The sequence below is a fragment of the Azoarcus sp. DN11 genome, assembly GCF_003628555.1.
Lineage (GTDB): Bacteria > Pseudomonadota > Gammaproteobacteria > Burkholderiales > Rhodocyclaceae > Aromatoleum.
In genome coordinates this window covers 4,874,010-4,886,539 of the sequence record NZ_CP021731.1, presented here as the reverse complement: position 1 = coordinate 4,886,539, position 12,530 = coordinate 4,874,010, and the positions used below count along the sequence as shown (strand labels likewise).

Sequence of the window (12,530 nt, the reverse complement as noted above, 5' to 3'; positions counted from 1 at the left end):
CTCCTCTCTCTCTGTGGGATGTGCTCAGCCCAGTACGAGCTGACGTAACTTGATGAAACTCTGGTCCACCGTCTCGCCCGTGGTGTCGAGCACGGTGTCCGCCTTGGCGTAGAGGGGCAGGCGCGCCTCGAGGATGCGCTTGAGGTCCTCCATCGCCTCGTCGTTGCCCGCCATCGGCCGCAGGTCGCCCTGGGCCATCACGCGGGCCATATGTTCTTCCGGCTGGGCCTTGACCCACACCGTCATGCATTGCGCGAGCAGCATCTCGAAGCTCTCCGGCTGCGACACGACGCCGCCGCCGACCGAGATCACCGCGCGCGGGTTGTCGCGCAGCACGCGCTCCAAGGTGCGCTTCTCGATGCGGCGATAACCGGACTGGCCGTACAGCGAGAAGATCTCGCGCCCCGGGATGCCGGTTTCCTTCTCGATCTCGCGGTCGAGCTCGACGAAGGGCATGTTCTCTTCGCGCGCCAGGCGGGTGCCGAGCGTCGACTTGCCCGCGCCGCGCAGGCCGATCAGCGCGATGCGCTTCCTGCGCACGGCTTCCTCGTGGCCGAAGTCGCGCATCAGGCGGAACACCACTTCTTCCAGGCGATGCTGCGGCAGGCGTTCGAGGAAGCGGCGGATGAGGCGCTTCTCGACGGTGTCTTCGGTTTCCGGCGCGAGCAGCTCGATCAGCGAGACGTTGAGCGCGCGGGCGATGTTGTGCAGCAGGACGATGGACACATTGCCGTCGCCCGCTTCGAGATGGGCGAGGTGGCGTTCGGAGACGCCGGCTTCGCGGGCGACGAGCTTGCGGGTCATGCCGCGGCGGTCGCGGATCTCGCGGACGCGCTTGCCGAGCGTCGGCAGGATATTGCTCTCGGCCGCCGCGTCGGCGGGCCGGAGTTCATCCTGTTTCAGTTCGGTCGTGGTTTCGAGGCTCATCTGGATTCCTTGTTTGCAGCGAACTGCAGCGGTTGAGTTGAACAATAGTGCAGCAGATTCGATACGTCAACACTTAAAGTGCAGTTTTATTCGTGGCGCACTGCAGCAAGATGCAGTTTTCACCCAGTATAGGCTGGCAATGGCGAGTGCGATGTGTCGAATTTTGCAGCTTTATTAAAGCGTGCGCCGCAAATGTGGAAGTAAAGTGCTTGACGGGGAAATTTCCGCGTGTATTCTATCTCCACCGGTTGCGCTCCGAGCGCGACGCCAGAACATCAGACATCCGGCGCAGACCGCGATGCCTCAACCGAGAGAGGAGACACCCAAGTGAAGCTGGCCAACCATGTATACGGGCAGTGGGTCGAAGGCGCGGGCGAAGGCACGGCGCTCACCGATCCCGTCACCGGCGAGGCGCTGGTGCGGGTTTCGTCCGACGGCATCGACGTCGCACGTGCACTGGAGTTCGCCCGCCGCGAAGGCGGCGCTGCACTGAAGGCCCTGAGCTACGAGGAGCGCGCCGCGAAGCTCGCCGCGATCGCCGAGCTGCTGCAGGCCAAGCGCGCAGAATATTTCGAGCTCTCGCTGCGCAATTCGGGCGCGACCGAAGGCGATGCGGCCTTCGACGTCGATGGTGCCATCTTCACCGTCAAGAGCTACGCCCGCGCCGGCAAGGCGCTGGGCGCCGCCCGCCACCTGAAGGAAGGGGCGCGCGTGGCGCTGGCGAAGACCGACGTCTTCCAGGGCCAGCACTTCCTGATGCCGCTCACCGGCGTCGCGGTGTTCATCAACGCGTTCAACTTTCCCGCCTGGGGCCTGTGGGAGAAGGCCGCGCCGGCGCTGCTCTCCGGCGTGCCGGTGTTCGCGAAGCCGGCGACGCCGACCGCGTGGCTCGCGCAGCGCATGGTCGCCGACGTCGTCGAGGCCGGCATCCTGCCGCCGGGCGCGATCTCCATCGTGTGCGGCTCGGCGCGCGACCTGCTCGATCACGTCACCGAATGCGACGTCGTGTCCTTCACCGGCTCGGCCGACACCGCGGCGCGCATGCGCACGCATCCCAACGTCGTCGCGCGCTCGGTGCGCCTCAACGTCGAGGCCGACAGCGTGAACTCGGCGATCCTCGGGCCGGACGCACAGCCCGGCACGCCGGAATTCGATCTCGCGGTGAAGGAGATCGTGCGCGAGATGACGGTCAAGACCGGCCAGAAATGCACCGCGATCCGCCGCATCCTCGCACCCGCGACGGCCGCACGCGCGCTCGCCGATGCGGTGTCGGGCAAGCTCGCCGGCTACAAGGTCGGCAACCCCCGCAGCGAAGGCGTGCGCGTCGGGCCGCTGGTGAGCAAGGCCCAGCAGGCCGCGGCCTTCGAGGGGCTGGCGAAGCTGAAGACAGAATGCGAAGTCGTGTTCGGCGGCGATGCGGATTTCGAGCCGGTCGATGCGGATGCGGAAGTCGCCGCCTTCGTGCAGCCGACGCTGCTCTTCTGCGACAAGGGGCTGGCGGCGCGCCACGTGCATGACGTGGAAGTCTTCGGCCCGGTCGCGACCATCGTGCCCTACGGCGATACGCAGGATGCGATCGCGATCGCGCGCCGCGGCCACGGCTCGCTCGTCGCCTCGGTGTATTCGGGCGACGCCGCCTTCCTCGGCGAGCTCGTGCCGGCGATCGCCGACCTGCACGGCCGCATGATGGTCGTCGATGCCGCGGTCGGCGCGAACCACACCGGCCACGGCAACGTGATGCCCACCTGCCTGCATGGCGGCCCGGGACGCGCCGGTGGCGGCGAGGAGCTCGGCGGCCTGCGCGCGCTGGCGATGTACCACCGCCGCTGCGTCGTGCAGGGCGGCCCCGCGGTGCTCGACGCCCTGTCGCGTGACGCAGTCGACGCCGCGCTGCTCGGCGCATGAACTATAAAACCTGTACGCATCCCGCCCCCAGCCCTGATGGAGAGACACGGAACATGACGCCTGACCAGTTCCAGACGCTGATCGCGAAGGTGACCGGCGAGATCGCTGGCCGCGCGATCGACGCGCAGCTCGCGGACTTCCTCAACGAACGCTTCCCGGCGAACGGCCCCGAGTTCCGGGCCATCGCGCAGGCCTGTCGCGAGGCCGTCGCCGCCGGCTGGATGTGCGAGCGCGAGCACGGCGGCATCCGCTACGGCCGCGTCATCAAGCCGACCGATGCGCTCCACGGCTTCAGCGTCGACGTCGTCGAGATGCAGGACCTCGTCGGCCCGCAGCATGCGCACCCCAACGGCGAGATCGACATGATCATGCCGCTCGCAGGCGACGCGAAGTTCGACGGCCACGGCGCCGGCTGGTTCGTGTATGGGCCGGGCAGCGTGCACCGGCCGACCGTGATGGGCGGCCGCGCCTACGTGCTGTACCTGCTGCCGCAGGGCGCGATCGAGTTTACGAAGCAGTAAGGCAGCCTCTTTTACCGCCTCGCGCGCCCGATCAGGCACGGCGCAGCCCCCGGCGCGGGGTGTTTCGTGCCGAGGCGTCCGCCACGCGCCAACGAGGCGCGGAACACCCCGTGACGGGGGCGGTTTTCAGCAAAGAGGCTGACCTGAACAAAGACGCCGGCGCCAAGACCGGCACCGGAATACCCCCGGCACCTGCCGGAAGAACGGAGGAGACAAAGGCATGACCACGCTCAGCGCCGCGGACCACAGCACCAGCCCGCCCACCATCACCCTGCCGCGGCAATACAACGCCGCGGACGACCTCATCGGCCGCAACCTCGACGCCGGCCGCGGCAAGAAGGTCGCCTACATCGACGACCAGGGCCGCTATACCTACGATGAGCTCGCCGCGCGCGTGAACCGCTTCGCCAACGCGCTCGGTGCGCTCGGTATCGTGCGCGAGCAGCGCATCCTGATGTGCGTGCATGACTCGATCGACTTCCCGACCGTGTTCCTCGGTGCGATCAAGGCCGGCGTCGTGCCGATCGCGGTGAACACGCTGCTGACGCAGTCCGACTACGAGTACATGCTCACCGACAGCCGCGCGCGCATCGCCGTCGTCTCCGCGCCGCTGTACGAGACTTTTGCGCCGCTGCTGGGCAAGGTCGAATCGCTCGAACGCATCATCGTCGCCGGCGGCGAGGGTGACAACGCGCTCGCGCCGTTGATGAACGCCGCCTCCGACCGCTTCGATGCGGTCGCGACGACCTGCGACGACCATTGTTTCTGGCTGTACTCGTCCGGCTCGACCGGTGCGCCCAAGGGCACCGTGCACATCCACTCGAGCCTGATCCACACCGCCGAGCTGTACGCGAAGCCCATCCTCGGCATCAAGGAGGATGACGTCGTGTTCTCCGCGGCCAAGCTCTTCTTCGCCTACGGCCTGGGCAACGGCCTGACCTTTCCGCTCGCGGTCGGCGCGACCGCGGTGCTGATGGCCGAACGCCCGACGCCCGCCGCGGCGTTCAAGCGCCTGCGCGAGCAGCAGCCGACGATCTTCTACGGCGTGCCGACGCTGTACGCGTCGATGCTGGCGGATGCCGACTGTCCGACGCGCGACGAGCTCGCGATGCGCATGTGCACCTCGGCGGGCGAGGCGCTGCCGGAGGATATCGGCCGGCGCTGGACCGAGCGCTTCGGCGTCGAGATCCTCGACGGCATCGGCTCGACCGAGATGCTGCACATCTTCCTGTCCAACCGCCCCGGCGAAGTGTGCTACGGCACCACCGGCAAACCCGTGCCGGGCTATCAGGTGCGTCTCATCGACGACGACGGCAACGTCATCGAGGGTGCCGACGAGCCCGGCGAGCTGCAGATCTCGGGATGCACGAGCGCGGTCACGTACTGGAACAACCGCGAGAAGACGCGTTCGACCTTCCAGGGGCCGTGGACGAGGAGCGGCGACAAGTACTCGCGCAACGCCCAGGGCTACTACGTGTATGCCGGGCGCAACGACGACATGCTCAAGGTGTCCGGCATCTACGTGTCGCCGATCGAGGTCGAGTCCTGCCTGATCCGGCACCCGGCGATCCTCGAGGCGGCCGTCGTCGGCCACGAGGACGAGGAGCGCCTGATCAAGCCCAAGGCCTTCATCGTGCTCAAGCCCGGTTTCACCCGCTCCGAGCAGCTCGCCGCCGAGATCAAGGCGCACGTGAAGGCGCATCTGGCGCCCTACAAGTACCCGCGCTGGATGGAGTTCGTCGAGGAGCTGCCGAAGACCGCGACGGGCAAGATCCAGCGGTTCAAGCTGCGCGCGATGGCAGGAAATCACTGATCCGGCAATGACATGCGATTCGCCCCGAGCCCGTCGACGGACTCGGGGCGAACGGATGCGCCCGATCGCCGGCCTGACGGCCGCAGGAACGACCCGAATACAAGGGGCAAAGCCCCACCCATCCCCATGGAGGAGACAACCATGAAGAAGACGCAACAGAAGCGCCGTACGATGATGCAGGTGATGCTGGGCTCGCTGGTCGGTGTGCTGGCCGGCGCGCTGGTGCCGCTGGGCGCCGCGCAGGCCGCCGAGAAGATCAAGGTCGGCCTGATGCTGCCCTACACCGGCACCTACGCCGCGCTCGGCACCGCGATCACCAACGGCTTCAAGCAGTACGTCACCGAGCAGGGCGGCAAGCTCGGCGGCTACGAGGTCGAATATTCGGTCGTCGATGACGAGTCCGATCCCTCGAAGGCGACCGAGAACGCGTCCAAGCTCGTGAAGCGAGACAACGTCGACGTGCTGGTCGGCACCGTGCATTCGGGCGTCGCGCTGGCGATGGCGAAAGTCGCGCGCGACACCAAGACGCTCCTGATCATCCCCAACGCCGGCGCCGACGAGCTGACCGGCCCGCTGTGCGCGCCCAACGTCTTCCGCAGCTCCTTCTCGGCCTGGCAGCCGGCCTACGCGATGGGCAAGATCGTCGCCGAGCGCGGCCACAAGAACGTCGTCACGGTGAGCTGGAAGTACTCCTTCGGCGAGCAGTCGGTGGCGGGCTTCAAGGAAGCGTTCGAGAAAGCCGGCGGCAAGGTCGCGAAAGAGCTGTATCTGCCCTTCCCGAACGTCGAGTTCCAGCCCTTCCTGACCGAGATCGCCTCGCTCAAGCCGGACGCGGTGTTCGTGTTCTTCGCCGGCGGCGGCGCGGTCAAGTTCGTCAAGGACTACGACGCCGCGGGCCTGAAGAAGTCGATCCCGCTGTACGGTTCGGGCTTCCTCACCGACGGCACGATCGACGCGATGGGCGGCTCCGGTGAAGGCCTGATGACGACGCTGCACTATGCCGACAACCTGACCAATCCGAAGGACCAGGCTTTCCGCAAGGCGTATGCGATCAGCTACAAGATGCAGCCCGACGTGTATGCGGTGCAGGGCTACGACGCGGCGCAGATGCTCAAGAGCGGCCTGGATAGCCTGAAGGGCGCCAAGTTCGACAAGGACGCGGTCGCGAAGGCGATGGCGGCGGCGAAGATCGACAGCCCGCGCGGCGCCTTCACGATCTCCAAGGCGCACAACCCGGTGCAGGACATCTACCTGCGCAAGGTCGAAGGCCGCGACAACAAGCTCGTCGGCGTCGCCGAGAAGGCACTCGCGGACCCGGCGCGCGGTTGCAGGATGTAAGGCCAACTCGCCCGGCCACCGGTTCAGACAAGGTCCCTTCCCCTTCAAGGGGAAGGACAGGATGGGGATGGGTTTCTTTCGGGCGCTTCGGAGTCCACCCATCCCCACCCCAGCCCTCCCCTTGAAGGGGAGGGAGCGACCGTGCCTACCGGGCCGATAGCAGTCCGTCCCATCCGCTCCAATCCAACATATCCGGGCACCCTGAAACGGTGCCCGGAGGGGAAGACTCATGGATTTCGTTTCCTTCCTGATCCAGGTGCTGAACTCGCTGCAGTACGGCCTGCTGCTGTTCCTGGTGGCCAGCGGGCTGACGCTGGTGTTCGGCATCATGGGCATCATCAACCTCGCGCACGGCAGCTTCTACATGGTCGGCGCCTACCTCGCGTTCGCGCTGACGAGCATGACGGGCAACCTGATGCTCGCGATCGCGCTGGGCATCCCGCTCGCCTTCGTGTTCGGCGCGATCCTCGAATGGGCGCTGTTCTCGCATCTGTACAAGCGCGACCACCTCGAGCAGGTGCTGCTGACCTACGGCCTGATCCTGATCTTCGAGGAACTGCGCAGCCTCGCGGTCGGCGACGAGGTGCATGGCGTGACGATCCCCGAGCTCTTCTCGGCCTCGATCCCGCTCTCCGACAACCTCAGCTACCCCGTCTATCGCCTGGTGATCTCGATCGTGTGTCTCGCGCTCGCGGGCGGGCTGTACTGGCTGATCCAGAAGACGCGCCTGGGCATGATGATCCGCGCCGGCAGCCACGACCGCGACATGGTCAAGGCGCTCGGCATCGACATCAACCTGCTGTACCGCACGGTGTTCGCGCTCGGTGTCGCGCTCGCCGCGCTCGCCGGCATGCTCGCGGCGCCGATCTCGTCCGTGTATCCGGGCATGGGCAGCAGCGTGCTGATCATCTCCTTCGTGATCGTCGTGATCGGCGGCGTCGGCTCGGTGTGGGGCGCGCTCGTTGCGGCGCTCGTGATCGGCTTCGCCGACACTTTCGGCAAGGTGCTGCTGCCGGACCTCGCGGGCCTGATGGTCTATCTCGTGATGGCCGTGGTGCTGCTGTGGCGCCCGGAAGGCATCTTCAAAAAGGCTTGAGGGAGACAAGACGATGAATTCCCGTACCTCCACCATCCTCAAGCTCGCAGTGCTGGCCGGCGTGCTGGCCTTCCCGGCCTTCGGCTCGGCCTTCTACGCCGAACTGGTCGCGAAGGTGCTGATCCTCGCGATCTTCGCGATGAGCCTGGACCTGCTGGTCGGCATCACCGGGCTGGTGTCCTTCGGCCACGCGGCCTACTTCGGCATCGCCGCCTATGCGGTCGCGCTGCTCACGCCGAAGTACGACCCGGCGAGCCTGTGGCTGGCGCTGCCCGCCTCGGTACTCGCGGCGGCGGTCGCCGCCTTCCTGATCGGCCTCTTCGTGCTCAGGACCAAGGGCATCTACTTCATCATGGTGACGCTCGCGTTCGCGCAGATGGCCTACTACGTGTTCCACGACACGCCGGTCGGCGGCGGCTCGGACGGCATCTACCTCAACTTCAAGCCCGACGCCGCGATCGCCGGCTGGGCGCCGTTCGACCTCAACGAACCGCATCACCTGTACTACTTCGTCGTCGGCGCGATGCTCTTCGTCTATGCGCTCTTGAAGCTCGTGCTGCGCTCGCCCTTCGGCCGCGTGCTGGTCGGCATCCGCAGCAACGAGCACCGCATGCTCTCGCTCGGCTACGCGACCTTCCGCTACAAGCTCGCCGCTTTCACGCTGGCGGGCGGCCTCGCGGGGCTCGCGGGCTTCCTGTACGCGGTGCTGTTCGGCTTCGTCACGCCGGAATACCTGTCGTGGCACAAGTCCGGCGACGTGCTGCTGATGGTGATCCTCGGCGGCATGGGCAACCTCGTCGGCGCGATCGCCGGGGCGGTCGCGCTCGTCGGCCTGCAGGAGATCTTCACCGGCCTCACCAAGCACTGGCAGCTCTTGATGGGCCTCACCATCGTCGCCGCGGTGCTCTTCATGCCGGGCGGCATGACCGCGACGCCGGCCCGCATCCTCGCGCGCATCAACGGGGGAAAGACCAATGAGTGAAGTGCTGCTTGCCGCCGAAGGCATGACGCGCCGCTTCGGCGGCCTCACGGCGAACCAGAACGTCAATATCCAGCTCGAACGCGGCGTGCTGCACGCGCTGCTGGGCCCGAACGGCGCGGGGAAATCGACCTGCATCAACATGCTGTCGGGCGACCTGCCGCCGTCCGAAGGCACGATCCGTTTCAAGGGCGAGGACATCACCGGCCTCACCGCCTACCAGCGCTCGCGCATCGGCATCGGCCGCAGCTACCAGCGCACCAACATCTTCCCGAAGTTCACGGTGCTGGAGAACTGCCGGCTGGCCGCGCAGTCGCGAAAGCCGCGCCCGTGGAGCCTGCTCACCGACGCGCTGACCATGCCCGAGGCCGTTGAGCGCGCGCGCGCCGCGATCGTCGAGGCCGGCCTCGCGGGCCGCGAGGAGCGCGTCGCCGGCACGATGTCGCACGGCGAACAGCGCCAGCTGGAAATCGCGATGGTGCTTGCGACCGACGCCGAAGTGCTGCTGCTCGACGAGCCGCTCGCCGGCATGGGCTCGGAGGAATCCGCGCAGATGGTCGCGCTGCTCAATCGCCTGAAGACGACGCGCGCGATCCTGCTCGTCGAGCACGACATGGACGCGGTGTTCGCGGTTTCGGACCGCATCACCGTGATGGTCAACGGCCAGGTGCTGGAATCGGGTCCGCCGGAGCAGATCCGCAACAGCCCCGACGTGCAGCAGGCCTATCTCGGACACGAGGCGGAGCATGAATGACATGTCGATGCCGATACTGAACGAGGGCGCCATGCTGGCGCCCGCCACCGCGCCCGCAGTCGAGAAGGCCGAGGATACGCGCGAGCTGCTGCTGGAAGCGATCGGCCTGCATACCTATTACGGCTCCAGCCACATCCTGCACGGCGTGAACTTCCACATCCGCAAGGGCGAGGCGCTCGGCCTGATGGGCCGCAACGGCATGGGCAAGACGACGCTGATCCGCACGATGATGGGCTTCCTGACGCCCAAGGCCGGCGGCGTGCTGGTGCGCGGCCAGCGCATGACCGGCGGGCCGACGCACAAGATCGCGCGCCTCGGCATCGCCTACGTGCCCGAAGGCCGCGGCATCTTCCCCAACCTGTCGGTGAAGGAGAACCTGCTGATGGCCGCGCGCGCCGGCGTCGAAGGCCAGCGCGACTGGACGTTCGACCGCGTGATGGCGACTTTCCCGCGCCTCGCCGAACGCCTCACCAACGGCGGCGGTCAACTTTCGGGCGGCGAGCAGCAGATGCTCACGATCGGGCGTGCGCTGATGACCAATCCGGATCTGCTGATTCTCGACGAGGCGACCGAAGGTCTGGCGCCCCTGATCGTGCGCGAGATCTGGCGCGTGGTGCGCGAGATCCGCGACAGCGGCATCGCCACCGTGATCGTCGACAAGAACCATTCGGCCGTCACCGCGCTGACCGACCGCTCGATGATCCTCGTGAAGGGCCAGGTCGTGTTCGACGGTCCGAGCGAGGAGGTGCGCAATAATCCCGAGCTCATCCAAAAACACCTGGGGGTCTGAATGAAACAGGTTCGAGTCGGCGGCAAGAATCTCGAATACGTCCGGCTGCCGTCCGCGCATCCGCGCGAAGGCGCGCCCGCAATCGTGTTCCTGCACGAAGGGCTGGGCTCGGTGACGATGTGGCGCGACTTTCCGCAGAAGGTCGCCGACGCGACCGGCTGCGAGGCCATCGTCTTCTCGCGCGCCGGTTACGGCCGCTCCGACCCGGCCGAGCTGCCGCGCGACACGCGCTACATGCACGACGAAGGTCTCGCGGTGCTGCCGGCTTTCCTCGACGCGCTGCAGCTCGACCGCCCCATCCTCCTCGGCCATTCCGACGGCGGCTCGATCGCGCTGATCTGCGCCGGTGGTACCGACACGCCGCTCACCGGCGTGGTCGTGATGGCGCCGCACGTGCTGGTCGAGGACATCTCGGTGAAAAGCATCGCGCAGGCCAAGGTCGCGTGGCAGACGACCGATCTCCCGGCGCGGCTCGGCAAGTACCACCAGGACGTGGAAGCCGCGTTCTGGGGCTGGAACGACATCTGGCTGCACCCGGATTTCCGCGCGTGGAACATCGAGGAATACGTGCCGCGCATCGCCTGCCCGGTGCTCGCGATCCAGGGCGAGGACGACGAATATGGCACGATGGACCAGATCGACCGCATCGCCGCGCAGGCGCGCGACGTGGACCTCGTCAAGCTCGCCGACTGCCGCCATTCCCCGCACAAGGACCAGCCCGCGGCCGTGATCGAGGCCGTCGGCGAATTCGTCAACCGCATCCTGGACTGATACCGCCATGATCTTCGAATGCAAGAAACCCATCCGCTTCCACCACTGCGACCCGGCCGGCATCGTCTTCTACCCGCAGTGCCTGGTGCTGTGCAATGAAGTGATCGAGGACTGGTTCGACCGTGGCATCGGTGTGGACTTCTACAAGCTGCACGCCGAGATCCGCCGCGGCGTGCCGATGCGCCACCTCGAAGTGGACTTCATCGCGCCGAGCATGCACGGCGACGAATTGACCTTCACGCTCTACGTCGCGCGCATCGGCGGCAGCTCGATGGACATCGTCACGACCGCGTCGAAGGGCGAGCAGGTGCGCTTCCGCGCGAAGCAGACGGTGGTGTGGGCCGACCTCGGCGGCGCCCCGCGCGCGACCATGATCGACGGCGAATGGCGCGAGCGCTTCAGCCGGTTTCTGGAGCCGCACAACCCGTAGGGCGGAAAAGCCGAAGGCCGGATTTTGGCAACTTCGCCGCCGAATGCGGTCATCCGGGCCCGGTATACGGCGGAAGGCGCTTCGCTTTTCCGCCCTACGATCGAAAACGAAGGACAGACGATGGACTACACCCGCTACACCAACCTCAAGGTCGAACTCCACGAACACGGCATCGCCGAAGTGATCCTCGGCGAACCGGGCAAGCTCCCCGCCGCCGACGCCACCGGCCACGGTGAGCTCGCCGACATCTGGCGCGACCTCGACCGCGACCCGGCGGTGTCGGTGATCGTCGTGCGCGGCCAGGACAAGGGCTTCTCCGCCGGCGGCACACTCGACCTCGTCGCCGCGATGGTCGACGAGTTCGAGCACCGCGCCCGCGTGTGGAAGGAAGCGCGCGACATTGTCTACAACATGATCAACTGCTCCAAGGTGATCGTCTCGGCGATCAACGGCCCGGCGGTCGGCGGCGGGCTGGCGGTGGCACTCTTGGCGGACATCTCGATCGCTGCGAAGAACGCGCGCCTCATCGACGGCCACACGCGCCTCGGGGTCGCCGCCGGCGACCACGCCGCAATCATCTGGCCGCTCCTGTGCGGCATGGCCAAGGCGAAGCTGCATCTCTTGCTGTCGAACGAAGTGAGCGGCGAGGAAGCCGAGCGCATCGGCCTCGTGTCGATGGCGGTGGATGCCGACGCCTTGCGCGGGACCGCCTTCGACATCGCGAAAAAACTCGCCGCCGGCCCGCAGACCGCGCTGCGCTGGACCAAGCACAGCCTCAACAACTGGCTGCGCCAAGCGGGGCCGATCTTCGACAACTCCGTCGCGCTGGAGATGCTCGGCTTCACCGGCCCCGAAGTGCGCGAAGGCCTTGCCGCCGTGCGCGAGCGGCGGACGCCGAACTTCCCGAGCGGCTCGCCGATATGAACCCGTAAGGCGGAACGCGCTTCGCTTTTCCACCCCATGGAACCCAAGAACGGCGCCGCAGAGCGCCCGACCCCACCCCCCCAACGACACAGAGAGAACGCCATCATGACTACCGACCAATGCAGCGCCTGCTACTTCCCCTACAACGAAGCCGACGGCCTGCCCGACGACGGCATCGCACCGGGCACGAAGTGGGAAGACGTCCCCGCCGACTGGGTCTGCCCCGACTGCGGCAACGGCAAGGAGCACTTCAACCCGGCCCCCGACGCGGAGTGAGGTGAC

General features: G+C 67.0%; 13 protein-coding genes. 12 read left to right on the top strand and 1 reads right to left on the bottom strand.

All coding sequences use genetic code 11. The annotated features are described in order from the left end of the window. Nucleotides 1-24: 24 nt before the first annotated feature. Entirely contained in the window at nucleotides 25-927 is a 903-nt protein-coding gene (locus tag CDA09_RS22770; RefSeq protein ID WP_121430606.1) for a helix-turn-helix transcriptional regulator, read from the bottom strand. 327 nt (nucleotides 928-1,254) lie between these two features. Between CDA09_RS22770 and CDA09_RS22765 the strand changes: the two genes are divergently transcribed. The 12 genes from CDA09_RS22765 (at nucleotide 1,255) to CDA09_RS22710 (ending at nucleotide 12,524) form a co-directional block, all read left to right on the top strand. Beyond that, nucleotides 1,255-2,832 carry a 3,4-dehydroadipyl-CoA semialdehyde dehydrogenase gene (locus tag CDA09_RS22765; RefSeq protein WP_121430605.1) on the top strand — a complete coding sequence of 526 codons (1,578 nt, stop codon included), beginning with the start codon at nucleotides 1,255-1,257 and terminating at the stop codon, nucleotides 2,830-2,832. Between the two features lie 53 nt (nucleotides 2,833-2,885). Beyond that, on the top strand, nucleotides 2,886-3,353 hold the full coding sequence (locus CDA09_RS22760; protein ID WP_121430604.1) for a DUF4863 family protein: 468 nt from the start codon (nucleotides 2,886-2,888) through the stop codon (nucleotides 3,351-3,353). Between the two features lie 220 nt (nucleotides 3,354-3,573). Then, a complete protein-coding gene (locus CDA09_RS22755; protein ID WP_121430603.1) occupies nucleotides 3,574-5,166 on the top strand; it encodes a benzoate-CoA ligase family protein in 1,593 nt (530 codons plus the stop codon). A gap of 174 nt (nucleotides 5,167-5,340) precedes the next feature. Next, nucleotides 5,341-6,504 (top strand): ABC transporter substrate-binding protein, encoded by a 1,164-nt coding sequence (locus CDA09_RS22750; protein ID WP_121430983.1) that lies wholly within the window; start codon nucleotides 5,341-5,343, stop codon nucleotides 6,502-6,504. A gap of 229 nt (nucleotides 6,505-6,733) precedes the next feature. Then, nucleotides 6,734-7,600, top strand: coding sequence for a branched-chain amino acid ABC transporter permease (locus CDA09_RS22745; protein WP_121430602.1), 867 nt, complete (start codon nucleotides 6,734-6,736; stop codon nucleotides 7,598-7,600). Between the two features lie 13 nt (nucleotides 7,601-7,613). Then, nucleotides 7,614-8,582, top strand: a complete 969-nt coding sequence (locus tag CDA09_RS22740) for a branched-chain amino acid ABC transporter permease (protein WP_121430601.1) — start codon at nucleotides 7,614-7,616, stop codon at nucleotides 8,580-8,582. Further along, on the top strand, nucleotides 8,575-9,333 hold the full coding sequence (locus CDA09_RS22735) for an ABC transporter ATP-binding protein (RefSeq protein WP_121430600.1): 759 nt from the start codon (nucleotides 8,575-8,577) through the stop codon (nucleotides 9,331-9,333). The genes CDA09_RS22740 and CDA09_RS22735 overlap by 8 nt, the downstream gene beginning before the upstream one ends. 31 nt (nucleotides 9,334-9,364) lie before the next feature. After that, on the top strand, nucleotides 9,365-10,123 hold the full coding sequence (locus CDA09_RS22730; RefSeq protein WP_121430982.1) for an ABC transporter ATP-binding protein: 759 nt from the start codon (nucleotides 9,365-9,367) through the stop codon (nucleotides 10,121-10,123). Then, nucleotides 10,124-10,894: an alpha/beta fold hydrolase gene (locus tag CDA09_RS22725; protein ID WP_121430599.1), complete on the top strand. Its 771-nt coding sequence runs from the start codon at nucleotides 10,124-10,126 to the stop codon at nucleotides 10,892-10,894. A gap of 7 nt (nucleotides 10,895-10,901) precedes the next feature. Further along, complete coding sequence (locus CDA09_RS22720) at nucleotides 10,902-11,324, top strand: benzoyl-CoA thioesterase (protein WP_121430598.1); 423 nt, start codon at nucleotides 10,902-10,904, stop codon at nucleotides 11,322-11,324. A 120-nt stretch (nucleotides 11,325-11,444) separates the two neighbouring features. After that, nucleotides 11,445-12,248, top strand: coding sequence for an enoyl-CoA hydratase/isomerase family protein (locus tag CDA09_RS22715; RefSeq protein ID WP_121430981.1), 804 nt, complete (start codon nucleotides 11,445-11,447; stop codon nucleotides 12,246-12,248). A 105-nt stretch (nucleotides 12,249-12,353) separates the two neighbouring features. Next, a complete protein-coding gene (locus tag CDA09_RS22710; protein ID WP_121430597.1) occupies nucleotides 12,354-12,524 on the top strand; it encodes a rubredoxin in 171 nt (56 codons plus the stop codon). Nucleotides 12,525-12,530 lie beyond the last annotated feature (6 nt).

Bases quoted from the DNA above. Each gene is read 5' to 3' on its own strand.
- CDA09_RS22730 (WP_121430982.1), top strand. From the start codon at position 9,365: ATGCTGGCGCCCGCCACCGCGCCCGCAGTCGAGAAGGCCGAGGATACG.
- CDA09_RS22715 (WP_121430981.1), top strand. From the start codon at position 11,445: ATGGACTACACCCGCTACACCAACCTCAAGGTCGAACTCCACGAACAC.
- CDA09_RS22710 (WP_121430597.1), top strand. From the start codon at position 12,354: ATGACTACCGACCAATGCAGCGCCTGCTACTTCCCCTACAACGAAGCC.
- CDA09_RS22735 (WP_121430600.1), top strand. From the start codon at position 8,575: ATGAGTGAAGTGCTGCTTGCCGCCGAAGGCATGACGCGCCGCTTCGGC.
- CDA09_RS22760 (WP_121430604.1), top strand. From the start codon at position 2,886: ATGACGCCTGACCAGTTCCAGACGCTGATCGCGAAGGTGACCGGCGAG.
- CDA09_RS22725 (WP_121430599.1), top strand. From the start codon at position 10,124: ATGAAACAGGTTCGAGTCGGCGGCAAGAATCTCGAATACGTCCGGCTG.
- CDA09_RS22770 (WP_121430606.1), bottom strand. From the start codon at position 927: ATGAGCCTCGAAACCACGACCGAACTGAAACAGGATGAACTCCGGCCC.
- CDA09_RS22745 (WP_121430602.1), top strand. From the start codon at position 6,734: ATGGATTTCGTTTCCTTCCTGATCCAGGTGCTGAACTCGCTGCAGTAC.
- CDA09_RS22740 (WP_121430601.1), top strand. From the start codon at position 7,614: ATGAATTCCCGTACCTCCACCATCCTCAAGCTCGCAGTGCTGGCCGGC.
- CDA09_RS22720 (WP_121430598.1), top strand. From the start codon at position 10,902: ATGATCTTCGAATGCAAGAAACCCATCCGCTTCCACCACTGCGACCCG.
- CDA09_RS22755 (WP_121430603.1), top strand. From the start codon at position 3,574: ATGACCACGCTCAGCGCCGCGGACCACAGCACCAGCCCGCCCACCATC.
- CDA09_RS22750 (WP_121430983.1), top strand. From the start codon at position 5,341: ATGCAGGTGATGCTGGGCTCGCTGGTCGGTGTGCTGGCCGGCGCGCTG.